The sequence below is a fragment of the Mesorhizobium sp. M7A.F.Ca.US.014.04.1.1 genome, assembly GCF_003998745.1.
In the GTDB taxonomy this organism is placed as follows: domain Bacteria; phylum Pseudomonadota; class Alphaproteobacteria; order Rhizobiales; family Rhizobiaceae; genus Mesorhizobium; species Mesorhizobium ciceri.
This window is the reverse complement of record NZ_RZRW01000001.1, coordinates 21,655-46,568: the sequence shown is the minus strand read 5'-3', so window position 1 is coordinate 46,568 and position 24,914 is coordinate 21,655. Positions and strand designations below refer to the sequence as shown.

At 56.7% G+C, this 24,914-nt stretch carries 18 protein-coding genes and 4 pseudogenes; 16 read left to right on the top strand and 6 right to left on the bottom strand.

The features are described from left to right. Positions 1 to 61 precede the first annotated feature (61 nt). Positions 62 to 2,401 (top strand): penicillin acylase family protein, encoded by a 2,340-nt coding sequence (locus EOA22_RS00200; RefSeq protein WP_063170375.1) that lies wholly within the window; start codon positions 62 to 64, stop codon positions 2,399 to 2,401. A gap of 830 nt (positions 2,402 to 3,231) precedes the next feature. Here the strand turns inward: EOA22_RS00200 and EOA22_RS00195 are convergent. Together EOA22_RS00195 and EOA22_RS37555 are read right to left on the bottom strand one after the other, a co-directional pair. Further along, positions 3,232 to 4,688, bottom strand: a pseudogene (locus tag EOA22_RS00195) (MFS transporter). A 155-nt stretch (positions 4,689 to 4,843) separates the two neighbouring features. Further along, positions 4,844 to 4,999: a hypothetical protein gene (locus EOA22_RS37555; protein ID WP_164548527.1), complete on the bottom strand. Its 156-nt coding sequence runs from the start codon at positions 4,997 to 4,999 to the stop codon at positions 4,844 to 4,846. A gap of 258 nt (positions 5,000 to 5,257) precedes the next feature. On the opposite strand from EOA22_RS37555, the gene EOA22_RS00185 reads away from it, so the two are divergent. Further along, complete coding sequence (locus tag EOA22_RS00185; RefSeq protein ID WP_063169317.1) at positions 5,258 to 6,433, top strand: Xaa-Pro peptidase family protein; 1,176 nt, start codon at positions 5,258 to 5,260, stop codon at positions 6,431 to 6,433. A 2-nt stretch (positions 6,434 to 6,435) separates the two neighbouring features. On the opposite strand, the pseudogene EOA22_RS00180 reads toward EOA22_RS00185, so the two are convergent. Both EOA22_RS00180 and EOA22_RS37550 read right to left on the bottom strand, forming a co-directional pair. Then, positions 6,436 to 7,067, bottom strand: a pseudogene (locus EOA22_RS00180) (IS5 family transposase). Between the two features lie 85 nt (positions 7,068 to 7,152). After that, a complete protein-coding gene (locus EOA22_RS37550; RefSeq protein WP_164548526.1) occupies positions 7,153 to 7,323 on the bottom strand; it encodes a hypothetical protein in 171 nt (56 codons plus the stop codon). Between the two features lie 443 nt (positions 7,324 to 7,766). Between EOA22_RS37550 and EOA22_RS00175 the strand changes: the two genes are divergently transcribed. The 10 genes and pseudogenes from EOA22_RS00175 to EOA22_RS00135 form a co-directional block, all read left to right on the top strand. Further along, entirely contained in the window at positions 7,767 to 8,930 is a 1,164-nt protein-coding gene (locus tag EOA22_RS00175) for a M20 aminoacylase family protein (RefSeq protein WP_063169316.1), read from the top strand. A 62-nt stretch (positions 8,931 to 8,992) separates the two neighbouring features. Continuing rightward, a complete protein-coding gene (locus EOA22_RS00170; RefSeq protein ID WP_063169315.1) occupies positions 8,993 to 10,099 on the top strand; it encodes an ABC transporter substrate-binding protein in 1,107 nt (368 codons plus the stop codon). Positions 10,100 to 10,289: 190 nt separating this feature from the next. Next, entirely contained in the window at positions 10,290 to 11,378 is a 1,089-nt protein-coding gene (locus EOA22_RS00165) for an ABC transporter ATP-binding protein (RefSeq protein WP_224570037.1), read from the top strand. A gap of 20 nt (positions 11,379 to 11,398) precedes the next feature. Then, positions 11,399 to 13,177, top strand: a complete 1,779-nt coding sequence (locus EOA22_RS00160) for an ABC transporter permease subunit (RefSeq protein ID WP_063169314.1) — start codon at positions 11,399 to 11,401, stop codon at positions 13,175 to 13,177. 93 nt (positions 13,178 to 13,270) lie between these two features. Beyond that, entirely contained in the window at positions 13,271 to 13,444 is a 174-nt protein-coding gene (locus EOA22_RS37545; protein WP_164548525.1) for a hypothetical protein, read from the top strand. A 319-nt stretch (positions 13,445 to 13,763) separates the two neighbouring features. Next, entirely contained in the window at positions 13,764 to 14,759 is a 996-nt protein-coding gene (locus EOA22_RS00155) for a succinylglutamate desuccinylase/aspartoacylase family protein (protein ID WP_063169313.1), read from the top strand. 453 nt (positions 14,760 to 15,212) lie between these two features. Beyond that, positions 15,213 to 16,466 carry a methylaspartate ammonia-lyase gene (locus EOA22_RS00150; protein ID WP_063170371.1) on the top strand — a complete coding sequence of 418 codons (1,254 nt, stop codon included), beginning with the start codon at positions 15,213 to 15,215 and terminating at the stop codon, positions 16,464 to 16,466. An 11-nt stretch (positions 16,467 to 16,477) separates the two neighbouring features. Continuing rightward, positions 16,478 to 17,629, top strand: coding sequence for a CaiB/BaiF CoA-transferase family protein (locus EOA22_RS00145; protein WP_063169312.1), 1,152 nt, complete (start codon positions 16,478 to 16,480; stop codon positions 17,627 to 17,629). Between the two features lie 133 nt (positions 17,630 to 17,762). Beyond that, complete coding sequence (locus tag EOA22_RS00140) at positions 17,763 to 18,665, top strand: CoA ester lyase (protein WP_210326668.1); 903 nt, start codon at positions 17,763 to 17,765, stop codon at positions 18,663 to 18,665. Positions 18,666 to 18,689: 24 nt separating this feature from the next. Next, positions 18,690 to 18,814: pseudogene (locus EOA22_RS00135) on the top strand (integrase core domain-containing protein); the annotation flags it as partial. Positions 18,815 to 18,869: 55 nt separating this feature from the next. Here EOA22_RS00135 and EOA22_RS38500 read toward each other — a convergent pair. Next, complete coding sequence (locus EOA22_RS38500; RefSeq protein WP_245437861.1) at positions 18,870 to 19,241, bottom strand: recombinase zinc beta ribbon domain-containing protein; 372 nt, start codon at positions 19,239 to 19,241, stop codon at positions 18,870 to 18,872. Between the two features lie 531 nt (positions 19,242 to 19,772). Between EOA22_RS38500 and EOA22_RS38495 the strand changes: the two are divergent. Next, a pseudogene (locus EOA22_RS38495) lies at positions 19,773 to 19,909 on the top strand (IS3 family transposase); the annotation flags it as partial. Between the two features lie 48 nt (positions 19,910 to 19,957). Here the strand turns inward: EOA22_RS38495 and EOA22_RS00125 are convergent. Next, entirely contained in the window at positions 19,958 to 20,305 is a 348-nt protein-coding gene (locus EOA22_RS00125) for a transposase (RefSeq protein ID WP_063169310.1), read from the bottom strand. 1,485 nt (positions 20,306 to 21,790) lie between these two features. Here EOA22_RS00125 and EOA22_RS00120 point away from each other — a divergent pair. From EOA22_RS00120 to EOA22_RS00110, 3 genes are all read left to right on the top strand, one after another. After that, positions 21,791 to 22,192, top strand: a complete 402-nt coding sequence (locus tag EOA22_RS00120; RefSeq protein WP_063169309.1) for a hypothetical protein — start codon at positions 21,791 to 21,793, stop codon at positions 22,190 to 22,192. Positions 22,193 to 22,359: 167 nt separating this feature from the next. After that, positions 22,360 to 23,286, top strand: coding sequence for a LysR family transcriptional regulator (locus tag EOA22_RS00115; protein WP_063169308.1), 927 nt, complete (start codon positions 22,360 to 22,362; stop codon positions 23,284 to 23,286). 193 nt (positions 23,287 to 23,479) lie between these two features. Further along, the gene (locus tag EOA22_RS00110; RefSeq protein ID WP_063170369.1) at positions 23,480 to 24,913 is read left to right on the top strand and encodes an NAD-dependent succinate-semialdehyde dehydrogenase; all 1,434 of its coding nucleotides are present in this window, start codon (positions 23,480 to 23,482) and stop codon (positions 24,911 to 24,913) included. Position 24,914: the final 1 nt, after the last annotated feature.

Sequence of the window (24,914 nt, the reverse complement as noted above, 5' to 3'; positions counted from 1 at the left end):
TGCAGACGTCGTCCTCTGGCAGATTCCCGACCATCTTTGGGTGAACCAAACGGATCAACACATGTTAAAGAACATAACCTTCGACCGCCACAGCTCCGACAAGCTTAAGAGTGAGGTCACGATCGACATTGATAAATGGGGGGTTCCTCATATCAAGGCTCAGAACTTGCACGACCTATTTTTCGCGCAGGGTTGGAATGCAGCTCGAGACCGCCTCTGGCAAATTGATATTGCGCGCAAACGAGGTCTCGGTCTCCTGTCACGAGACTTTGGCCCCGGATATTTGGAGCAGGATCGGGCGGCGCGTCTCTTTTTATTTCGCGGAGCCATGAGTGCAGAATGGCAGGCGTACGGCCCGGATTCCGAAGAGATATGCTCAGCGTTTGCCGAGGGGATCAATTCCTACGTAGACAGTTGCCATGACGGTTTGATTGCCTTGCCACCCGAGTTTGGCCTCCTCGGTCACACTCCCGACTATTGGAAACCCGAAGACGTCGTTCGCGTGCGAACGCACTCACTAACCCGAAATGCGATTTCGGAGCTTCTGCGCTGCAGGGTGATGGCATTGGCAGGTGTGGAACGAGGTACCCGCCTCGACAGGTTGAGACAAGAATTGTCACCTCCGATAGCGCCACGACCAGCGGAGGGCCTTGACCTCGCCTTTATGACAGATCGAGTACTGCAGGATTTTCGCTTGGCAATCTGTCCCGTCTCATTCTCGAGGGAAAGACTTGCAGCAAGTCTTCAGGAAGCTGACCGTTGGACCCGCGTAACACCGAGTGATGAGATCATGCAGACGGTGTTCCAAGAGGGCTCAAACAACTGGGCCATATCCGCAACAAAAACCACAACGGAGCGACCAATCCTTGCTCTAGACCCGCATCGCAAGCACGTCCTTCCGTCCATCAGGTATCTTGTACACCTGAGTATGCCCGGGCTCGATGTAATTGGCGCTGGAGAGCCTATGATCCCAGGAATCTCCATGGGTCACAACGGGACAGCCGCCTTTGGTCTGACTATTTTCGGCGCTGACCAAGAAGATATTTATGTTTACGAAACCAAGAGTGAGGGAAATAAATACTTATATAAAGGGGCCTGGGAGCAGGTGAAGACTATACACGAGAAAATTCCAGTTCGCGCCCACACCGACCAGGAGGTAAAGCTTCAGTTCACACGCCATGGACCCATTTTAAACCAAAATGCTGAAAAAGACCGCGCCTTCGCACTGAGAACCGTATGGATGGATCCCGGCATGGCACCTTACATGGCCAGCTTGGCCGTAATGCGCTCTAAGACATTTTCAGAATACACCTCCAGTCTAGCAAACTGGGGTTGTCCTTCAGTTAATCACATCTATGCGGACACGTCGAATGTAATTGCGTGGAAACCGTCAGGTGCGGCTCCGGTCCGAAGAAATTGGGACGGCCTGCTTCCGGTTCCAGGAGACGGTCGGTTCGAATGGGAAGGGTATTTGTCACCGGACGATGGGCCGTTCGAGATGAACCCCGCCAAAGGTTTTGTCGCCACTGCCAACGCAATGAATGTTCCGGAGGAATGGAGTAGATCGCATCCTGCTTTTGGCTACGAGTGGTCTGACAGCAGCAGACATGATACCCTTCATACAACTCTCTCACGATCAGAGAAGATCTCGTTGCGGGACTGCATGTCGCTGCAATGTTCGGTGTATTCGCCGATAGCAGTTCGTATTCTTGCGAAACTAGACACTCTTCTCGGTTCGGTTGCAAACATGCCTGCGTTGCACTTATTTTCTAACTGGGACCGGCATTTGGATGCGAGTTCGCCAGCCGCCGCGTTCTTTGAGATTTGGCTTAGCAAACACCTTGGCCCGACAGTAGCTCGCTTAGAAAGCGCTGACGATGAAGTGTTGGCACTGCTCGTGCCTTTACAGCCTTCGGCCATAGCCTCTTGGCTCGAACAGGCAGAGCCTAGTGAAAAGTTGAAGCATTCCATAATGGAATCCCTAACTTCTGCCTGGAGTGAATGCATATGTCGATTTGGCGACGATTCTGCCTCATGGGCATGGGGCAGTATACATAAGCTTGATTTGCGCCACCCTCTGCAGGCACTGACGTCTGAACAATGGTCGTTGGGCGCCATAGCCCTCGGCGGAAGTAGCTCAACGCTCAATTTTTCGAGTTACCGAAGCGGCCAATTCTCTGTTTCAGAAGGACCGTCAGTGCGGATAATCATGGACGTTGGGTCATGGGATGACAGTCTCTTTATTAACAATCCAGGTCAGTCGGGTGTTCCGATCTCAAGTCATTATCGTGACCTCAATCACGATTGGCAACGGGGCGAATACAAGCCCTTGTTATATTCAGAGGAGTCCATACGGAGGGAGCTCGAACATAGGGTCGTCCTGTCTCCCGCTGACTGTTGAGGATGCGACAGTATAGGCCGCTTACCATTGTAGCAGGAACATATCGGTCGAACTCACCTGGCGGCAAGGTGAGGATCGACACTTTAGCGCCCGCCGGCCGACTTTGATATTGACAGCGGAACGCCCGGCCGGAATCTGGATGCGCTTGTGGGGCAATGATCCCGCTGGTGTGCGGCGACCACCCCTGATCGTCACGAGCAGGGCCGTCGCGGCCTCCAATAATGTTGCAGGAGACTTAGAAGCGGGATGTCCCGCATTGGCAATTGCTCTGCCTTGGGGCCATAGGGAAGAGGGGTAAGGTGCTGGCCCGACCACCGGAGAGCGCGTCTGTTACTACAAGGCTCGATCGCGGCCGCATCACGGCCCTCGGCGGCTGCCGATAACGCGCGCTTCGGGCGCTACCAGTACGCATTGGCGATAATCGCATCTGCTGTAGGAGAGCACTTGATTCGAGACTGACAGTGCGACGGTCAACAGGGTTCGCTATCATTGTCGAGCCGAGTTCAAGAATGGACACATACCTCAGGGAGGACCTTTCAGGGGGCAGACCATTGTCTGTCTCCTCATCCGAGAAACAAGCTAACCTCGCAGAGAGTGGCATCAGGGCAACACGTCATTGTCCTTCGATGCGACTGAATATCGACGACTTCAACGCGGCTTGCCGCCTTCGCGTATAGCCGCAGGACCTTGAATGCCGGGAACCAGCCGAGAAATGTTGGCGGTGGGTGAGCGCCTTTCATTTTTCAAGTCCGCTACATTCTGTCTGTCATATACCCGAAGGCGGCGATGCTTGTTGCCCGCCCGATGTGGTTAGCAGTTGACGTGCCTTCTTATGTATCTTCATTCAGCCTGCGGTGGCACGCTGGCCGTTTCGTTGAATGGCGGGGGAAAAAAGGCGTTGATGACTCAGGCTTGCGTGGAGCACTCGTGGGGCGCTCGATTGACAATGTTATTCGTGGAGAATGCTTTCCTTTGTGGAGGAGGATGATTCTCTCGTCCAGTTCCTTGTCGGCCTCGGTAAGGCGATGATTCAGGCGAAGGTAGTCGGTCCAGGTCGGCGTACGGAATGTCTCCGTCCATAGCACAGGCTCCTGAAGGTTGCGCTGGAGAGTCCAGTGCCGAGCACCAACGCGACTCTGTACATGCCGGCACCCGCGCATGGCGAGGAATTCTTCTAGATTTTCCACGAGTATGAGGTACTCGACTTTGACCACGATGGGGCCGCTTCTCGGCTTGAGACTGAGGGCGACTGCCGGCGCGTCGAATTCCTCCAAAGGGTCGGGCTCGGCCTCGCGACCCTCGCGAAGGGGAAACAGGACGCCGCTCGCAATGGAAGAGGCAGTGCCAGAAAAAGGGAGCACGCCGCACAGGCGACGCATGCCAGCGTCATTAGTTGCTCTTCTGACAAGCTCCGTCTTAATAGGCTGTTGGCGACGCCAGCCATGACGGCGCCTGTGCCGAAGCCGGCGATGATGGTGCCATAGGCGAGCGGTCCTTCGCCCAGCTGATCGCGGACAACCAATGGCAGCAGTGCGAGTATGGCGATGCCCGACAGGCCAAAGAAGGTTCCGCGGGCGATCGCCGTCTTGATTTCCGATGACATCGCTGTGAAGCGCAGCCTGTCATAGATGGCCGTCCTCATTGACTCACGTGGGAGAAGTGAGGAGCGAACCTTCCATTTGCATCGCCATATGGTGACCAAAGGGATCATATAGGTGAGTGTAAACATAGCGAAAGCCGTCATAAGTCCGAACGACGCAATCATGATGCCGCGAGCGCCGGTCCCACGGTCCGTGCAGTGTTGAAGCCAATGGAGAGGAGGGTGACGGCAGCGGGAACTTCGCGTCGGTCCACAATATCGCCAACAGAAGCCTGCCAGGCGGTATCGTTGAGCGCGGCACCACTTGCGATCAAGAAGCTGAAGCCGAAGATCATCCACGGGGCGATAAAGCCCAGCACCACTGAAGCCGTAGCATCGCGGATGCTATTACCATTAGGCATCGGCCGGCGAACATGACTCTTCGACGGCTGAAGTTGTCGGCGAGAACCCCTAGCGAAAATGGACAAAATGAAAGCGGGCAGGTTAGACGAAGCCTGCTCGAGCGCAACCATCAGATCGGAGGTCGGAACCGTTGCCATTAGCCAGCTGATAGCAACGGTCTGCATCAGCCAGCCAAGGGAAGAGACTTGAGAGGCTAAACCAGATTGAGCGAAATGTCGTATTCCTGAGCGGCGCAAACGTCTTCGGCGAAACTACATCCGCATCTGCGCCCGCCGCTTTGCTCATTGCTCCGACCGATTCGGTTCCGCCAAGCTTAACCACTTCGCGCGACACGATCCTCTTACACGTCGGATGCGCCAAATGCAGTCTTTGTATTAGTGTCATCTGGTAGCGAGATGCGGAGGTGGCGGCGGAGAGCCGTCGCTGGTGTCGCAGCGGCCTTACATCAGTGCAAACATGCTGTTGCGTGGCGCCGGCACAGTTCCCCCGGCGTCGGCGGCTTCGCCGGCAAGAATGCGAAGGCGCGCCGACTCGCTGCCAAGCTCAAGGTCGTCAGCATGGTTCTTCTGGCCGAGGCTGACGAGCTTGCCGAGCAACTCGGCGCCTTTGTCGGCGATCCTCTGGCGAGAACAAAGCTGTCGGAGACCAGCGTTGCCTGCATTGAGCGGCCGATGAAGGCACTATGCGCATCTCGCTGCGAGATGCAGCCGATATAAAAACAGCATTTGACGCTAGCCGCCAGGAAAGGGGATTGTCACCCCGCATGAGCCGGCGAAGCTTTTGTTCAATTTCGAACATGGACGCGATCGCGCGTTTTGCGCAACCAAACCACGACACACTGATTGAGGTGAGATATGGCGACGACACGCTCCGCAATTCCTCTGACTGGTGTACCGTTTCCGATATCAGAGTATGAGCGCCGGCAAAACAATGTGCTGGATGCGGTTGCTACGGCAGGCTTGGACGCAATCGTAGTAACGGCGCACGGCCACTTGAAGTATCTCAGCGGCTACGATGGGAGCGGTGGATATTTCGCGCCTTTCCCTCTTATTCTGATGCCGGGTCGGGTCCCGATATTTGTTGTCCGAGAATATGACGAGCAGGCAGTACGTTCATATAGCTGCATCGAGGAAATTGAAACCTATACACATCAGCCTGATTTTGGCAGGGTCTGCGCCGATGTATTGCGTCGACTCGGACTGGACAATAAGCGAGTCGGTTTCGAGCTTGGCTGCTGGAATCTCGCGCCCGCCGACGTGCGCGCAGTCCAAGACCAGCTCCCGGATCTGAAGATTACTGACGTCACCCGACTGGTCTCGTCAGTGTCAGCAGTGAAAGGAGAACTTGAGTTGGCGTGTATGCGCGATGCTGTTCGACTCACTGACGTGGCAATTCGAACCTTTCAGCAATCGCTTCGTCCCGGCATTACGGAGATCGAAATGGCAGCGGCCCTAGCTGCGGCGGTAACAAACGACCCCAGCAACGCCGCTGGGGATATCGGGCTTGCGCCGGGTACCATTTTGTTTGGAGAGCGAGTGAAGTTGCCCCATGCGCCAGCGACCCATCATCCTCTCAGCAACAACGAACCTGCCTTTCTGGAGATAGGGGCTTCGAAACACGGGTATACAGTGGGAATGGTTCGATGCGCAGTCCTTGGCAAACATCCCGAAACCGAATCTTTGCACGGCTTGGCTGAAGAGGTCATTGCGGCCCTTGTCTCCTCGATTCGACCAGGTGCTACGCCGGCGGACGTTCACGCTGCTGGGGGCGAGGTGTTGAAGCGATCTGGACGCAAGGGCGTCTTCCGCCAACGAACAGGATACCAAACTGGCATCAATTGGACTGAGCGCGGCGACCTAAGCCTGGAGCCCGATGTAAATGAACCACTCCGAGCTGGCATGACCCTGCACATGCCAAACATTTTGTGCAGCGAAAGTGGCTACCTATTTGGTGCCGGCGCACACGTGCTCGTGACAGAGCGCGGCGCGGAACTCCTGAGCGAAATCCCGCCAACACTTTATCGGGCGTGATGCTAGGCGGCGTGGACAAATTTGAGCCAGTATCTGGCGGTGGCTAGGTAGACCATTCCGAGGAAGCTATTGGCCAATTGATCGTAGCGGGTGGCAATGGCCCGGTTGATTTTGAGGTGGCCGAACATGCGCTCGATTCGGTTCCGCTGCTTGTAGAGCGCCCGGTCATACTCGATCTTCACGCGGCGGTTTGATCGGCCGGGTATGACGGGTTTAATCTTCCGCTCGGCGAGATCGGCGCGAATGGTATCGGCATCGTAGCCCTTGTCCGCAAGGAAGGCGTCCGGTGCACGAGTCCCCCTTTTCCGCCCGCTGCCGAGACATGGGCGCGAACTGTGGTGCTGTCGATGCTGTAGTGGCCGCTGTCCGCCATGACCTCGGCGAGCATTACCGCCACGGTCTCCCAGACCCCGGCCTCGCTCCAGCGTCGGAACCGACGATAGATGGTGTTCCAACTGCCGTATTTGGGCGGGACATCCCGCCATGGAGCGCCGCAGCGGAGCCGCCAGAGAATGCCGTTGATGATCGAACGATTCTGCTTGGGAGGTCTACCTCGGCCGCGTTTGTCAGGGTCGATGGGCAGCAAGCCCTTGAGAACACGCCATTCTGCTTCGGTGAGATCGCCCCTGCTCAAACCTGCCTCCAAAAAGCAGCCTTGAATCAATCCTCTTGGGCTACGTCAATCGCATCGACGTCCGAAATTCCGTAAGGCGGATATACTATTCCGCCAAGGTGATGGACAGTTCGAGAGGGCTGTCGCTATCCGCGAAAAATCGGCTGCCATCCTCAAACTCGATCACCACCTCTCCATCGCGGTGGCGCATGACACGGCGAACAACCTTGCCAATCAGCATCGACGTAGCTCGTTCGCTCTCTTCTTCCAGTGTCATTCCCAATGCTAACAACCCGATCGCAGGAAAGCGACCCTGCTAACATCGAATTTGTCCACGCCGCCTAGGGTCTGCGGTTTGCGGATTGAGTGGCAAAGCGCATGCAGTCCTGGAAAGTAGGTCGTGGGAGGGGGAGGAGTGTCGCGATGGTGACAGCTCTTCCTACTCAGACCTTTGCCATTGGCCGTTGCCAGCAGAGCCAGAGTTTATGATTGCCAGCACTTCGCAGCTGGTCCTCTAAGGCCGAAGCTTATCCATTTGAGGGCAAACGGCTTGTTATCGGGTCGCAGTCGCCGGCGCCAACACCGAGGCCTGAACGCGGGGCTATCTCGGTTCTAGATGGTTACGATATCCAAACTGCATTTGACGAAAACACCGGTGGCATCGATCATTAATTACGCACCGGCGCCTGATCCAAATTACTCAAATGCGGGAACGTGCCTATGGTTGGCGTTGACAGGTTCAAGGAGATCGAGATCGAAGCGATGACTTGGCGCCGGTACCTGCACGAGAATCCGGAGCTTGACTATCGGGTGAATGACACAGCGGCATTTGTGGCGGAAAAGCTGGCTTCCTTCGGGATTAACCACATCGAGTGCAGGATAGCTGAAACCGGCGTGGTTGCGTTGATCCAAGGTCAACTCGGAGATGGGCCCACTATCGGGTTGCGGGCCGACATGGACGCTCTGCCTATACTCGAAGCTTCAGGCAAACCTTGGACGTCGAAAAGGTCCGGACAGATGCACGCGTGTGGTCACGACGGGCATACTGCAATGCTCCTTGGCGCCGCGAAATACCTCGCCGCGACCCGGAACTTCAAAGGGTCCGTTGCCCTGATCTTCCAACCTGCCGAGGAAGATGGCCGCGGCGGCCAAAGAATGGTCCAGGAGGGGATCATGGACCGTTTCGGGATATCTCAGGTCTTTGGCATGCACAATTGGCCAGGCATGGAGGTTGGTGCGTTCGGCATTTGCGAAGGTTCGATTTTTGCCGCGCTCGACGAGTTCGATATTGTGGTCAAAGGCAGAGGGGGTCACGCGGCCGCTCCCCATCTGACAATTGACCCCGTCGTTGTTGCAGCTCAGATCATTTTAGGCTTGCAGACACTAGTCTCACGCAACACGGACCCCACCGAGTCCCTGGTGATCTCCGTCACAAAGCTGAACGCCGGACAAGCTTACAACATCATTCCCGAACGCGCGGAGATTGCCGGAACAGTCAGGACACTGTCACCGATTTTGCGCGACTTCGCTGAAAAACAGATTGAGGCGTGCGCGGAAAATATTGCACGCGCTTCCGGGGCGAAGGTCGAGTTTCAGCATCGCCGCCTGGAGCCCCTCACTGTCAATCATCCCGATCAAACGCGTCGGGCAACAGAGGTGGCGCGTGCTCTGGTCGGCCATTCATCGGTGAACCCCAAAGTCAAACCTAGTTTGGGGTCAGAGGACTTCGCGTACATGCTAGAGGCGCGGCCGGGGGCATGTATACTGCTTGGAAATGGATCGACTGCTGCTCTCCATAATCCAACCTACGACTTTAACGATGAAGCACTGCCATACGGCATTGGATACTGGGTCAACTTGGCCGAGGCTGCTCTAGCACCATGACATTGTCCAAGCAAAACAACCTTGGCTAATCAAGGCTGAGATCACAAGAAGAGGGTAACGACATGAAATACGAAATAAATCGCCGACGATTGCTGCAGGCGACATCGACCGCCATGGCGGCTGGCGCTCTGTCTTCAATTGCGGGCCGCGTTGCGGCCCAAACACCCAACCAGATCAACGTAGTGCTAGGCGGCGGCGATTGGGGAAAGGCTAACATTGAGGCTTACGCTAAGCCATTTGAAGCTGAGACCGGTATCAAGGTCAACCCAATCACCGACGACATGGGTATGGGACAGGTCGAGTTGATGGTAAAATCGGGCAATGTCACGGTAGATGTCGGGGCGCTTACGCAAGGGTCCGGCTTGGTCGCAGCTAAGAAAGGAATTCTTGAAGAAATTGATTACTCCTTGTTCAGGAAAGAAGAGCTAGACGGAATTTATGAATTTGCCAAGCAACCGTTTGGCGTGGCAAATTTGATTTACTCATATAATATGGTATATAGCACAGACGTATTCCCAGCTGATAAACCCCGGCCGACAAACTGGGCTGAATTCTGGGATGCTGATAAGTTTCCCGGCGTTCGCACCTTGGTGTCCGGCCAGTTTGGTTCAGAAGGACCCTGGGAAGAGGCCCTGTTAGCGGACGGTGTATCTCCCGATAAGCTCTACCCGATGGATATCGACCGGGTGTTTGCCAGTTTGGACAAAATAAAGCCGCACATCCGTAAGTGGTGGAGCAGCGGATCAGAGATTCAACAGATGTTGCATGATAAGGTCGTTGACATCGCTCAATCGTATGACGGAAGAGCTCTACTGTTGATCGATCAGGGCGCCGCGACGGAGATCAATCGAAACCAGGCGAAGCTGCAGTGGGATTATTGGGTCATTCCAAAGGGTTCACCCAACGCGAAGGCTGCGCAGAAGTTTATCGAATTCGCCACTCGCGCGGAACGTCAGGCAGCATTTTGCCAATTGTTTCCTGAGGGACCAAGCAACGGCAATGCGTTCAAACTTCTTCCCGAGAAAGTTGCGCGCAAGCTCCCTACCCACCCAGATTACATCAAGAGCAGCGTTTCCATCAACGGCAAATGGTACAATGAGGTAGGCCCCAGCGGTGTTTCCAACACTGAGATGCTTATCCAGCGGTGGAATGAGTGGATCCTGCAGTAGGGTTGGTTGAAGTGCGAAAGTCCGGTCGGGGTAACTCCATACCGGGCTAAAGTCGAAACTGATGCTGAAAATGTGACGGGGAGCGGGGTAGCCCACTAGCCTCTCCGCTCACGGCATCGGGTACGACGGCAGAAGGTACGGCAAATGCCTGCTAATGCACGCCAGCGATGGTGGAGGAGCCACAGTGAACATGCACGCAATGAATACCGCCCCCCGTTCGGAAGTTGACGCTGCAGATGTGAACCAATCGGTGCCACAAATTCAGTTCAGCAGTGTTACCAAGATGTACGGGAGTGTTCCGGCGGTCAGGGATCTGTCGCTGACCGTGCGTCGCGGCGAGTTCTTGACGATTCTCGGCCCGAGCGGCTCGGGTAAGACCACTACCCTGATGCTCTTGGCCGGCTTTGAGGCCCCGAGTTCGGGTGATATTATGATCGCCGGCCATTCAGTGGCTTCGGTCCCGTCCTACCGGCGCGATCAAGGAATTGTGTTCCAGAGCTATGCGCTGTTCCCGCATCTCACAGTGGCTCGAAACCTGGAATTCCCTCTCGAAATGCGGGGCATGGCTCCCGATCAGAGGAAGGTTCGGGTAGCCCGTATGCTTGAGCGCGTGCATCTAGGGGAATTCGGCGGTCGCATGCCATCCCAATTGAGTGGCGGTCAGCAGCAGCGCGTGGCGCTAGCCCGCGCGCTGATTGCCGATCCACCCTTCCTATTACTTGATGAACCGCTTGGCGCACTCGACCGTAACCTGCGTGAGCAGATGCAGATCGAGATGAAGAGCTTGCACAAGGAGTTCGGTATCACGACGGTGTGCGTTACGCATGACCAGGAGGAGGCGCTTACTCTGTCAGACCGGATTGTTGTAATGCGCGCAGGACGTGTCGAGCAAATCGATACACCAGAGGCCCTCTATGATCGGCCATCATCGTGCTTTGTCGCTAAATTTCTGGGTGAGGCGAACATTCTCGAGGATGCCTTGTTGCTGGCCAGAGGGGGCAACGCGCCGCAAATCGGCACCGTTGCGATGATAAGGCCAGAGCGCATCAGTGTACTTCCGAAGACTGCGGAGTGGGCTCAAACGGACCAGCGGCAATATGTTGCCGGTGCGGTCGACGATATGATTTTTGCCGGCCCTCTGCGAAAATACCATGTTCGCGTTGGCAACAATGTTCTCATCGTCCGGGAACATGTCGCGGCAGACCAACCTGTTTTCCAGCCAGGCGAGGAGGTTTGCCTCACGTGGCTGCGGTCAGACATTCGCTTCGTTTCGCCATAAGCGATTGATAAGGGATATCCATGAAGCTTTTGCGCAGAATGGCCAAGGTGCCACTTGGGTTAACCGCGCCCGCGTTCGCGCTTTTGCTTGTGGTTTTCGGTGCCCCTATAACCTTGCTTTTCCTAAGCAGTGTCAATGCCCCCGATTTCTCGTTCCAATACTACGGAGCGTTTTTCGCCCAGCCAGCTAATGTGCGGGTGCTCTTTCAAACGATAGAAATAAGTCTGGTCGCAACTGCCATCTGCTTAATCGTAGGCTATCCAACCGCGTATCTGATCGTCACGGCATCCAAGACTCTGCGCATGACGCTCATCGCTCTCGTGATCATCCCCTATTTGACCAGTGGGCTGGCGCGTACCTACGCATGGATTGTTATTCTTGGGGATCGCGGGGTCATCAACAACATCTTGCTGGACGTCGGATTGATCGATCGACCTCTGCAACTCATCTATAACCGAACCGCGGTCTATATTGGCATGGTCCACATCATGCTGCCGATGATGATACTTCCCTTGGTTAGTGCGATGATGGGGATCGATCGGTCCTTGATGGCTGCTGCACGCAGTATGGGAGCGGGACCTTTCACCGCTTTCAGGCGTGTATTTCTCCCCCTTAGCATTCCAGGCGCACGGAGTGGCTCGCTCCTAGTTTTTGTGTTCTGCCTAGGATTCTATATCACGCCGGCGGCACTTGGGGGATTGCGCGATGCCATGCTTTCAACCTTCATTGCGGCCGAGGTGAATAGCTCGTTCGATATTCCGCGCATTGCCGCTGCGTCCTTCATCCTTCTCGGGTTTGCCATTGTGGTGCTTTCCATGGTCGGGCTTGACCTCTCCGGCAAACAAGAGCAAAGCCAAACTCGAGCTCCGAAGGGCTCGATGTCCCGACTACCCATTGTTCTTGTTATCAAACGAAACTTCAGCGAAATTCTGCGTCCCTATCGTGTCAAACGGTGGACGGGACGGCGCTACGTGCCTGGGGCGGAAAGGCGATGGCCTAAAGTCGTCGCGATCGTTTTTATCGTTTTGGTGATGGCCTTTCTTTTATTCCCAGGGATAATCGTTGTCATCATGTCGTTCAGTTCCGGGGCATTTTTGCAATTTCCGCCTTCGGGCCTGTCGCTTCAATGGTATCGCTCGTTTTTCGGCGATGCATCTTGGAGCGGAGCAGCTTGGACCAGCGTCGAGATTGGTGTCGAGGTAGCTGTTATTTCTACTCTATTGGGAACACTTGCTGCTTTCGGATTGAGCCGAATAAGCGCAAGACTTCGCGGCGTGCTGACAATGATCATAATCACGCCTATCACCTTTCCAGTTATCGTGGTCGGTATCGCGACTTATCTGGGTCTCATCCAGATTGGTCTAATCGGCACAAAGGGTGGTATCGCCCTCGCTCACAGTATCGGCGCTGTTGGAATTGTGGTGGTGATCGTTTCTGCGACGTTGGCCAACTTCGATCGGACGTTAGAGCAGGCGGCCAAGAGTATGCGTGCCGGACCACTGCAAACGTTTTTTCGCGTAACACTGCCGTTAATCAGGCCGGGAGTGATCGGCGGCGCCATGTTCGCATTCCTCCAGTCATTCGATGAAGCGGTCATAACGTCTTTGGTCGGCGGTCTGTCGGTGCGGACGTTGCCCTTGAAGATGCTGGAGAATATCCGCCACCAAATCGACCCGACGATTGCTGCAGTCGCTTCTCTTTTGATGCTTCTGCCTTTAATCTGGATGCTTGTCCTCTATGCCGTCTGGTGGCGTTCTCGACCGAGCATGCAGCGAACATTACAGGAAGCCGCTGCCTAACTGGCGTGGCAGATCCACTTCCTGATGATGCGTCCGACCTATTCCTACGGACTGGCGACAAGCATCTGTTCGGGGCTTCAACGGGCGGATAAAATGGCCACCTGGTCCAAAACGGAAACCAGTAAAGCTCTTGCAATTATCATCTGGCACATGCGGATCAAGGATTCGGACTATGTCTGGGATCGGCCGGCCTTGCTCGCCAGCAAGCTCAGACCTGCCGATCCTCTTGCTGCGCGCCAGGATGGAATTCGAGGTCAACGGCGCTGACCGGATCGCACAGATCCTTCGCCCGTCTGAACAACGAACAGCTAGCCAACGTCAACCGGCTGATCGCGCGATTTCTGAAATCGGCTACCCACCGCGACTTTGACCTTCCTCCTCCCTTAGTGCACCGGGATCAAGGTGACGAACCAAGGGACAGGTCAGCAGAGCGAGCCCTGGTCATCTGAAAACGCGATGGTGCCGTCTCGGACATTATATTGGCGAAGTGGTGACCGCGTGTGCATAGTTCCAGGCGAAAAAAATAGCCGTGTACAAGACCATATGCCCGGTCAAAGTCGCCAGATCACCCGCAATAGGTTAAGCAATGAACGAAGCACCACATCTTACGTTTGATCTCGATGCGCATGGCGTGAGCAGAGGACACCTCGTTGTGCCGGGAGGCGCCGACCATGAAGAGTTCTCGCTTCCGGTTTTTAGTCTTAATAAGGGCGATGGACCGCGCCTTCTTATCACCGGTGGGAATCATGGCAATGAAATGGAGGGGCCATTAGTCGCGCGGCGGCTTATCGAGTGGCTGCCACAAGCGCAAACCAGTGGTAGGATCATCGTGCTGCCAGTGCTTAATCCATTGGCAGTTCAAGCATGGAGCCGCAATACTCCGCTTGATGGTTTGAATCTGAACCGCGTGTTTCCGGGCCGTGCCGACGGGTCTGTTACGGAACGAATCGCGGATGCGGTTTCACGCGTATTGTTGCCAAATGCCGACATCGTTTTCGATCTGCACAGCTTCGGCCCAACGTGGGATTTTCCCCCGGCGGTCATCACGCATCCAATTGCTGATGCGGATCTCATGGCTAAGACGCTCGCAATGGCAGCGGCATTTAAGCTGCCCGTAACATTGCTCTGGCAACATGACGACACGGCTGGGATGTTCGACAGTTGGGCACATAGCCTAGGGAAGGTATTCGTTTGCGCGGAATTCGGCGGTGGTACGGTTAGCGCAGAAGCTCTAGCGATTTATGAAGCTGGAGTTCGCAACGCGCTCGTTATGCTTGGACTCGTCGAAGGAAAAGTCGAGGACGTGTCTTTCCGTAACAAAAGGTCCAGTCAGACCCTTGAGACGCTGATATCAGACGAGTTGAAATCGCCCGCGCAGGGTATCTTCGAACCTCGCTGCTCTGTGTTGGATGAAGTGAGGTCGGGAGATCTTATAGGTATCCTACACTCTATGGATTCTGTTTCCGCTCCGTCCATTGACATCCGAGCGCCTGGGCCATCAATCGTCCTAGCCATAGGATCGGGCGCGCATGTCGACCGCAATGAAGGGGTAGCCATCCTTGCGCGGCCGCTGCATAACTAGAGGTACAGATTAGCCGCGCCTTGGCCAGCTGTAGTAACTCCGGTATGAAGGCACTGGCCTCGACTGGAGCTTATAGGCCAGCTCCTCGGATCGATCAGCGGCTGATCCTGTCTTCCAAAATCATGCCAAAAAGATTGCTTGATCCTTGATCGCTTGGTTTATACTAACCATGGTTGAAAGTGGCGGTCCGAGATGGGAGCTGGCCGGACGGATTGATCGCCTAGCTTCTGTTATGGAAGCAGGGGCGACGATCCGGCGCACCGCGACCAAGAGGGGAGGCGGACGGTGCCGTCCCCGCTGACGCCCGTAAAACAACTTTATCGTATCTTAAAACGAGATGGGCACGTTCGGGGCTTTATATTGGCAAAACCGATTCCGAACGGGGCATAACTTAGGACAGAGCGCGCAAATCCGGCCGCAGCTCATAGCTTGGCCAAACTCGAGTATAATTCAGTGCAGATCAAAGACGTCATTCTCACGCCCGGCAACGGCGCCTTCTTTTATGACGATCAAGCTGCCATTAGGGCAGGGGTTGGCCAGGACGGTTTTGTTTACGTCGGCGAGCCATTGACGCCCGGCTTCCGTGATATCCGTGTTCCGGCAGCTTGCTTAAGCGTCGGGCTTGTCCTGGAAGACGATATGGTCGCCTGGGGCGATATGATGGGAGTGCAATACTCAGGGGCTGGCGGGCGTGACCCCCTGTTTGACGTCGGAGCCATCATGGATCTCACGTCACGTGTTGTTGTCCCGCGGCTCTTAAACATTGATGCGTCCAGCTTTTTGACAGCCTGCTCCAGTGTCTTCGATCTCCATACTGGGAAACGACTCCCACTATGCATCGAATATGGGGTCAGCCAAGCCCTTTTAAGCGCTGCTGCCCATGCTGCGCGTCGTACCATGGCGGAGGTGGTTTGTTCGGAATTTTGCCTATCCATGCCGCATCGTCGTGTCCCAATTTATTGCCAGAGCGGTGATGCGCGCGAAATCAATGTCGATAAAATGATCCTGAAGGGGGTGGATGTGATCCCGCATGGCCTCATCAACTCGCGTAGCAAATTCGGCGTTGGGGGAGAAACCTTTCTGGATTTCGTCAAATGGGTGGCGCACCGCGTCAAGCAAATCGGCCAACCAGACTATTCTCCGGTGCTGCATTTCGATGTGTACGGCTGGATCGGTATGGAGATCGGGCTCGACGTCCAGCGCATCGCCGACTTCATCAGTAAGGTTGCTGACGCGGTTCCGGAGTTCACGGTGAATATCGAATCGCCAGCCGACTTCGGGTCTACGCCGGCGCAGGTCGAAAATTACGGGCAGATCGTCGGCATTCTGAATGCGCGCGCGTCACGTGCGCGCATCGTTGTCGATGAACGCTGCAACACCTTAGAGGATGTGCGTCTGTTTGCGGAGGCTAAGGCGACCCATCTCGTGCAGATCAAGACGCCGGACGTGGGCTCGATCGCCGACAGCGCCCGTGCGGTGCTTCTGTGCAAAGAGAACAACGTGGACGCCTATGTGGGAGGCAGCTGCAGCGAGACGGATCTCTCCGCGCGAGCGACGGTTCACATTTCGGTGGCAACACAGGCGGACATGATGCTCGCGAAGCCTGGCATGGGCATCGACGAAGGTCTTTCCATTGTAGGCAACGAACAAAATCGGTTGCTCGCCATGCTTGATCGGCGTCGGGCACAAAACCTGAAAGCCGCGTAGGAAGCGCCCTGATGCTAAACAGTCTCAAGGACATCACGGTTGTGGCGGTCGAACAGGCCGTTGCAGCTCCCTACGCATCGTCTCGCCTTGCTGACGCAGGCGCCCGGGTGATCAAGGTCGAAAGGCCCGAAGGGGACTTTGCCCGAAACTACGACAAGCTGGTGCGGGGGCAGAGCGCGTACTTCGTCTGGCTCAACCGGGGTAAGGAGTCGGTCTGTCTAGACCTGAGGTTGGAGGCGGATCGCGCCGTCCTCGACACGCTCATTGCCAGTGCTGATGTCTTCATCCAGAATCTAAAGCCGGGCAGCATAGAAAAACTGGGGTTCGCGTCCGCTGATCTGCGTCGACGATATCCGCGGCTGATCACCTGCGACATTTCTGGTTTCGGGGAGTCAGGGCCGTATTCCCATTTGAAGGCCTACGATCTGATCGTCCAGGCCGAAACAGGTCTATGCGCTATCACCGGCAACCAACAGGGGCCTGCGCGTGTAGGGGTCTCGGTTTGCGATATCTCGGCGGGCATGACAGCGCACAGCGCCATTCTTCAGGCACTGTACCACCGCGAGGTCACCGGCGAAGGGACCAGCATCCAGGTGTCACTGTTTGATGCCGTCGCCGACTGGATGAACGTGCCGGTTTTGCAAAATGATTACAGCGGCTACCAGACGGTACGCGCAGGCGTGAAACACCCGTCGCTCGCGCCGTATGGTGCCTATCGCTGTGCCGACGGCAAAGAGGTCATCTTTTCGGTTCAGAATGACCGCGAATGGGTGAATTTCTGCGAGAAATTCCTGAAGCAGTCCGGGCTCACACGCGCACCTGGTTTTGCTGACAATATGGAGCGCCTCGCTCATCGTGCGCAACTTGATGAGATCATTGAACAGCGGTTTTTTGAACTATCCTGCCACGATGCGATGCAGGAGCTCGAGGCGGCCGGCCTGGCATATGGCCGACTGAACGAAGTGGTGGATGTTTCAAAGCATCCACACATTCGCAGGGTGCAGGTTGGAACACCCGATGGAGCCGTCGAGACGATAGCGCCGGCGGCGATTTTCAACTCGGAGCTCCCCTCGCTTCGCCCAGTCCCGGCTCTTGGCTCTCATACCGAGGCTGTCCGCGAGGAGGTGCGGGCGCTTTTGCGCGAAAGAGCCGCGTCAGCGTGAGCGCGCGTTTCAGTAAGGTGAGACTGCTCGCGGTTTACAAAATGCCTGTGTACCTCGGATCATTTCAGCGCACCGGCCGCCTAGAAAGCTCACTGGCAGCGCCCGCGCTAAAATCGGCCGCAAAGGCGTCTCCATGATCAAGGACACCTTTGCGGCCGTTGAAGGCGCGATGTCTGTACCGCGCTGGAGATCCCTGCTCTTCGTTCCTGTTCACGTTCCGCGCTTTGTAGAGACGGCCCATGAGCGGGGCGCAGATGGCGTCATTCTCGACCTGGAGGATTCCGTGCCCCAGGATCGGAAAGGAGAGTCACGGCAGCAGCTTCCTGAATGCGTGGCAGAGGTGGGCCGGAAAGGCGCATCTGTTTTGGTCCGCGTGAATCATGGTCTGCGCGCCTTGGCGGCCGATCTCGATGCAGCCGTGATGGCGGGTGTTGACGCACTGGTTCTTCCGAAGACGGATTCGGCAGAGTGGGTTATAGAGATCGCGAATGCGGTTTCGGAACTAGAACGTGAAAGAAATCTTCCGCAGGGAGGCATCCGGTTCCTTGCCCAGATTGAGACCCCGGGCGCCTTGCAAAGGCTTGCGGCCATTGCGTCGGCGCATCCAAGGATGGTCGCAATGGCGCTTGGCCCTGAAGACTTCAGCGCCGCTGTTGGCGGCGCCCCAGGATTCGACCTTCTTTTGACGCCGAACCTTTCTGTTCTGTTTGCCGCCCGCGCGGCCGGCTTGCTCCCGCTGGGCTTCATAGGAAGCATCGGCGAGTTCTCGGACACGCATAAACTTCGTGAGGCCGCGGTGCGGGCGCGGCGGCTTGGCTTTGCCGGAGCTTTGGCGATCCATCCGACACAGGTGGCCATATTCAATGAGGCTTTCTCGCCAAGCGCCCAGGAGCTCGAGTGGGCCCATAAAGTTGTCGCGGCGGCAAATGATGCCGCCACGCGTGGACTGTCCGCATTCTCGTTGAATGGCAAAATGATAGATCCGCCAGTGGTGCGGCGCGCCCACGAGATCCTGATTCTTGTGGGCAACAACTGACTGGCCTGTTATCAGCGGCTGAACAGGAGCGAATGGCACTACACCGCGCCGGGCAAGCCGATGCAAAATGGCTACGCGATTCCCTCAACGGCCGAATGCGAGACGAGCTGTTGAACGATGGCCTGTTCTTCGGCCTCGACCACGCCCGCAGTGCCACTGCCGAATGGAGGCAGGACCTAAATCCTGTTCATAACACTCATCTGTCTATGTCATTTGAGTGAATAGGTTTTGCTGATCTGGATGCGATCCCATGGGGTATTTTGGGTTTTGCCGCGCGCGATGAACGATGCGCTGAGCCGCCGGTTCGTCAAGCGTTGATCGGCTGAAGACCCATGGACCGTCCGGCAGAGGATGAACGCCTTCGATCGACGCGAGTCCACCGAAGGCGATGCAACGCGGCTCGCCATTGTCAAGCAGACCACGCCAGCAGGAATAGCGCGGAATGTTGTGCTTGGTTCCCGTGTAGCGGACCGTCAGCTCGCGGCCGCAGCGCCGGCAGCGGACAAGGTCGGCGAGCAGAGCGTCGCCATGCTTGGGCGCCCCGTGATGCCGGCTCGTGGGCACGTGGTCGCTCACCATCTTGCGGATCGCTTCCGCCTTTCCCAGCCGACGTAGCCTTCGTGTGCACCCGGAATCAGCGCCAGCATCTCGCGCCTTACGGCGGCTGCGCGAGCGAATGGCGGCATCTGCGCGGTCTGCGCGTCGTGCGGGTTGGAGAAGATCGAACTGATATGTCGTAGGCTGGCGCGGTATGGACCTCTCCCCGGTTCGCTTCGTGAGGACCCGATGCTGCGCCCGAATCCTCCAATTGCGATGGGGTGTGGGAATTGGCCGTCGGGTCCTGCAGCAGTGTCACCAAGACGCCAAGCGTTCTGGGATCGATATGTGGGGCAGGGCAATGCGCCACGCGGTGCAGACCGCGATCAAACATCCAGGCCGGAACTTCCAGCCACCGATCGGAGGCGTGGCGGGAGAGACTGCAGCGGAAAACCTCCCGGTCGGCGTTCTCGATCACCTCATGAACGTGAACACAACGCCCGGCCCAAGGATGCCACGGATAAAGAAACTTGCGTTCCTCGGTCCTGTGGGTGTTCTTTCCTGGTGTTGTTCAACACCGTGAGGCCGCATTCCTCGCTCGCTATTTGACCCCGGCGGTCTTCGCCGGAACCCTCGCCGCAACCGGCTCCGACGCTGCACTCAATGAAGGCTTCGCGCCTCCGCCCGTTGCTCAAACCGCGCCATAACAGAAACGGCCGAGGCTAATCGCCACTGGTTGAAAGTTCAGTGGCAGGTCAGAGGGTCTGGCTCGACGGCCTTAGCTTCAGGCTATCCGGCCAATCCCGGCGATCACCCAGCGACACGATGACTGACCAGTGCTCAGCGCCACCGCCGGAGCTGCAAAAAGAGTTGCGTATGATTGAGCGTTCGACCACGTTGCTGTCGATCTTGATATGGCCTCGTCCAGGATGCGCGAGAGGCGCTTCCCAGCGCGAGAGCGTGTAGGGGATCGCCGCTGTGAGCTTGGTCTTCTGACTGATTTGGCCGAGCTTCTCTAGCCGCCCTGGGTCCAGTGCCGTGATGGTTGAGCACTTTTTGCCTGCGTGCAGCAAGGCCTCGTTGGCCTCGGCTACGGATGTCATCCTCGATCTTTTAGAGTTCGCGGATCCTTCTTAGCGCCTCGATCGGGCGCGGCATGGCAGAAGGCGAGCGTGAAGCCGCTTTTCGTCGGCCAGCAAGCGATGGCCCGCTATAGCCGTCGACCTGCAAGTTCCGGTAGAGAGCCTGCGAGATGAGCGATCGCACGCTGGGCCTTTTCGGTCCGGCGCATAGACATAAGACGCCCGGCGGTCCGCTCCCTCCCTAATCAGTCATCGCGGGCATAAATCCAGAGTAGGCCTGTCTTCGTCTTGCCGACCCCGGAACGAGCACCGGCGCGGTCGTCGCACGTCGGCGAAGAGTTTTGGCGAGGACTTCGGTTTTGCTAAAGCAACCGTTCATGGACCAGACGTAGGTGCCAGTCCGGCGCGGCCGACTACCGGCGCTGCCAGCAGCCTGGGCAAGCGAACCAAATTGTAGCCCGCCAAGTTATGCCGCGCCCGCGGTGGCACATCCTCGCAGCTTGACCTTGGCCATGCCGTCTGAGGTCTTGACTGACCGAACCCTCCTCTGACCCCTTAGGGCAGTGCTGACTGAGATCATAGCCCGGATGGCGCTTCGTGCGGTCATCGATCGCTATACGCGAGGCTTGTTGCTTTCTGCTCAAATGGGCGTTGAAGGCAACGCGCGGCGTGATCTTGCTCTTTGCAGGTCCTTGACTGGCGCGTCCTAGGCTTCGCCAGCGCCAGTCGATGCGCCGTCGCGGCGTCTGCGGTCCAACATAGCGAGAGCGGCATCACGCTCGCCTGTGCCAGGCCTGGGTATGAAACTTTCCAGTCAAGCCGGATTGGCCAGCACCTGGGTGCATAACCAACCTGTTGTCGCGGCTTCATTAGCATGAGGTGCCCGGAAACGAAGATACGTATGGACCCCGCCCCGCTTTCCAATTGAGCCTAGGGGCTGCTGATTCCTTCTTCGCCAAGGGTCGTGAACGGCGTGATCGACCAATGGATTAGGTTGATGGGACGATGAGTGTCGCCTCGGTCGAGCAATGGTGGATGAAACTGCGATGACATGTCCGATAGGATCTCTGTAATCGCCCTGCCTGACGCCCTGCCTTCAGGTTTTCGACATAAAATTTCACCTCGGTCACACCTGATCTTAATGTCGCCAGCGATCTAATCCAGTGTGCCAGGAATGAGGTACCGTACGGCCGCACTGCGAGAATGCCTTCTTCGCAAATCCCAGTCCTCGCCGTGACTGCTAGGTGCAATACTGCAAGCCAGCTGAACCAATTGAGGATCTGTCCCCTCATCGAGGCGCGGATTGACTTGGATGACGACGGGTCCAGGCTTCGTCCACGGAGTTCAATGTTCGTTGGCCCAGCTGAGGCCGTGAGCTTGCAAGCAATTCTGTGACACGTTGACGATACGATCATGCTCGTCATTAGTCAGCAGGGTTGGTTGGACAATTCACCTCTCGGAAGAGGAAATGGGGTGGCCGGCCGAAGTCCGCCAGCGGCAATAGCAATGACCTCCTTTCCCATCTTGTTAGCGCCGCTGGTTGCAATGGCGCTTGGTACTGAAGACTTCAGTGCAGCTGTTGGCGGTGCCCCAGAACTCGACCTGCTTTTGACGCCGAACCTTTCCGTTCTGTTCCCCATGCGGCAGTCTCGGCTCGATAGGAAGCATCGGCGATTCTTAGACAATGATAACTTCGTGGGGCCGCAGGCGATCCATTTAAACATCGATGGGGCTTTTCACCAAGCGCACAAGAACTCGAGGGACCCGTCGTGTCCTCGCGGCGAAAAAGATGCGACGGCGCAAGGCAAAGGCGCGTTCACATTGGACGGGAAGATGGTCGATCTACCGGTTATTCGAAGGGTCCGAGAAATCATCTCCATGGATCAGGGCGCCGAGTTGGCCGGTTGAAGCCTCGGCGGGTTGGGTCCATTCTGGACACATAGGTTACGGTTTTGGTCAAACCACACTGAGATGACACGACAGTTAGGCGTCATGTCGCTCTGCAATTATTGCTGTCGCGCCATCACATTTCGAGATAGATTACATCATTGCAGTCCGCCCTCGGAAGAGTACCCGTGGAAATCAGGCAGTTAAGATACTTTGTTGGCGTGGTCGAAGCAGGCAGTTTCACGAAGGCCGCTGGCTTTCTGAATGTCGCCCAGAGTGCGCTGAGTCTGCATGTGCGCCAATTGGAGGAAGGCTTCGGCACTCAGCTGCTGATACGCGACAGGACCGGCGTGAGCGTGACGGCGTCAGGAGCCAAACTCCTGGAGCGGGCGCGGGCGATTCTCAAAGAAATTCGAATTACCGAGGTGGAATTGACCAACACAGCCGCTTCCCCCGCCGGGGAGGTGACTATTGGCATTCCGTCTGGAGCTGCTCGCGTCCTGAGCGGTCCGCTGCTTGAGACGGTAAGACACGAACTGCCCAAGGTGTCCCTCAAGATGGTCGAGGGTATGACGGGACCGCTAGAGGAATGGATGGCGGCTGGACGCTTCAATCTGGCGGTTCTGTACCGCACTGCGGACAGTGTGGGGCGAATGACTGTGCTAGCGCGCGAAGACCTTTGTCTGGTGGTTCCGTCCGGCGAGCCACCGTTTGAAGATGCGATATCTCTGGCCGACCTGCATGCATTCCCCCTGGCGGTTCCCATGCGCAACAACAATGTCAGGCGTTCGGTGGCTGATGTCGTCGCACAACACGGTTGCGCGATGGACGTCAAGTTTGAAGTGGACTCGCTCTCAACGATCATCAACATGGTCGTAGAGGGAAAAGCGCATTCTATTCTCGCCCCGTCTGCCGTTCAGAAAGAAGCCTCTCAAGGGCTGGTCCGGACGGTCAAGATAGTCGATCCGGTAATTACCCGCTCCGTGGTGCTTGCTGTAAATCCCAAAGATGAGCGTTCTGCGGCCGTTTCTGCGGTCCGCAAGCTCATTCCGAAGGTCGCCAGAGAATTGATTGAGAGCCGGGGCTGGGTAGCATCGGCTCCTGACGCGACCTGAGAACCATCGATCTGTAAACAACGGCATGACTTCCTTCCTGTCGGAACAGATCGATCTGGATTCCAGATGGATTTAGGCACTAATCGATATTTGACCCGCTGCGACCATCGCGATGAAACTGGCTCAAGCGAGCTCAGCGGCTTCGAAAATTGAAACGGCGCTCGCATGGCCAGAATCACAAGTGGAGCCCGCGATGTCCCACGCCAGGAGCTACGAGCTCTTCATTAATGGCAAATGGCGAGCCGGTGGTAGCCGAGCCACTTTGCCGGTGATCAACCCGGCGACGGAGAAGGTATTTGCCTCAGTGGCCTCGGCTACGGTTCCAGACTTGGATGAAGCTCTTGCTTCGGCAGAACGCAGCCGCAAGGCGTGGTCCTCACGCCCCGCCAAAGAGCGTGGCGAGATCCTCGTCTCTGCCGCCAGCAATCTGGCTGAGAAAGCTGGCGCCGCAGCCAGGGACCTGTCGTCCGAACAGGGAAAGACGATTGCCGAAGCAACAGGAGAGTACGCGCGCGCAGTCGAAACGCTGGAATGGAATGGCCGGCATGCCGATGAGTTGTCGACCCCGATTCCGTTGGGTCCGAACAGGATGATCGTCCCGGAGGCCCTCGGTGTCGTCGCTGCCTTTACGCCGTGGAACTATCCAGCCGTTCTCATCGCCCGCAAGCTCGCCCCCGCGCTGGCGGCAGGCTGCCCGGTGATCCTCAAAGGGGCCGAAGAGACGCCAAGCGTGGCTGTCCATGTCGTGGAATCTTTGCGTCAAGCAGGGATACCGGAAGGCGTGGTCAACCTGGTGTTCGGTGTTCCTGTGCATATATCACGGCATCTGCTCAGTTCGCCAATTGTCAAAGTCTTGACGTTCACGGGGTCGACCGCTGTTGGGAAACAGCTGGCCACACTGGCCGCGAATAATCTGCAGCGCTGCATCCTTGAGCTCGGTGGACATTCCCCGGTTATTGTGTGCGAAGATGCCGACCTGGCAACGGCGATACCGGCTATTTCGGAATACAAATTCGAGTGCGCGGGCCAGAGTTGTAATGCGCCCAGCAGGATTCTTGTCGCCCGATCCCGCTATGAGGAATTCCTGTTCCGGATGACGGAGGCGGTCCGAAAAATCAGGATCGGTCCACCGGATGACCCTGCAACGCAGATGGGTCCCATGGCAAACGCGCGGCGAATCGAGGCCATGCAACGCCTGACCAAAGATGCGGTAGAGGGCGGCGCCCAAATCGAGACCGGTGGCATCCCCCTTGACCGACCGGGGTTTTACTGGCCGCCAACCATCCTGACTGGCGTACCGAAGGAAGCGAGAGTGCTTCATGAAGAGCCGTTCGGACCAATTCTCACCGTGGCTCCTTTCGATACGATCGAAGAGGCGATCGATGAAGCCAACGCCACGGAGTACGGTCTGGCCGCCTACTTGTTTACTGGCGCGGCCGATACGCAACAGAGGCTTGTGGGCGGTCTTTCTGCGGGCGCTGTTAGTGTGAATTACCTGAAAGGGGTTTCCGCTGATGCCCCTTATGGAGGAGTCAAACAAAGCGGCTATGGATATGAAGGCGGCGAGCAGGGGGTGCGAAGCTTCCAGATTCTGAAAATGGTCAATGGCCTCGGTTCATTTGGATAAA

Excerpts from the sequence above, each read along its gene's own strand:
- EOA22_RS00185 (WP_063169317.1), top strand. The coding sequence starts at position 5,258 with ATGGCGACGACACGCTCCGCAATTCCTCTGACTGGTGTACCGTTTCCG.
- EOA22_RS00145 (WP_063169312.1), top strand. The coding sequence starts at position 16,478 with ATGCTAAACAGTCTCAAGGACATCACGGTTGTGGCGGTCGAACAGGCC.
- EOA22_RS00170 (WP_063169315.1), top strand. The coding sequence starts at position 8,993 with ATGAAATACGAAATAAATCGCCGACGATTGCTGCAGGCGACATCGACC.
- EOA22_RS00160 (WP_063169314.1), top strand. The coding sequence starts at position 11,399 with ATGAAGCTTTTGCGCAGAATGGCCAAGGTGCCACTTGGGTTAACCGCG.
- EOA22_RS00120 (WP_063169309.1), top strand. The coding sequence starts at position 21,791 with ATGACCTCCTTTCCCATCTTGTTAGCGCCGCTGGTTGCAATGGCGCTT.
- EOA22_RS00155 (WP_063169313.1), top strand. The coding sequence starts at position 13,764 with ATGAACGAAGCACCACATCTTACGTTTGATCTCGATGCGCATGGCGTG.
- EOA22_RS37550 (WP_164548526.1), bottom strand. The coding sequence starts at position 7,323 with ATGACACTGGAAGAAGAGAGCGAACGAGCTACGTCGATGCTGATTGGC.
- EOA22_RS00125 (WP_063169310.1), bottom strand. The coding sequence starts at position 20,305 with ATGACATCCGTAGCCGAGGCCAACGAGGCCTTGCTGCACGCAGGCAAA.
- EOA22_RS00110 (WP_063170369.1), top strand. The coding sequence starts at position 23,480 with ATGTCCCACGCCAGGAGCTACGAGCTCTTCATTAATGGCAAATGGCGA.
- EOA22_RS00200 (WP_063170375.1), top strand. The coding sequence starts at position 62 with ATGTTAAAGAACATAACCTTCGACCGCCACAGCTCCGACAAGCTTAAG.
- EOA22_RS00140 (WP_210326668.1), top strand. The coding sequence starts at position 17,763 with ATGATCAAGGACACCTTTGCGGCCGTTGAAGGCGCGATGTCTGTACCG.
- EOA22_RS37545 (WP_164548525.1), top strand. The coding sequence starts at position 13,271 with ATGGCCACCTGGTCCAAAACGGAAACCAGTAAAGCTCTTGCAATTATC.
- EOA22_RS00165 (WP_224570037.1), top strand. The coding sequence starts at position 10,290 with ATGCACGCAATGAATACCGCCCCCCGTTCGGAAGTTGACGCTGCAGAT.
- EOA22_RS00175 (WP_063169316.1), top strand. The coding sequence starts at position 7,767 with ATGGTTGGCGTTGACAGGTTCAAGGAGATCGAGATCGAAGCGATGACT.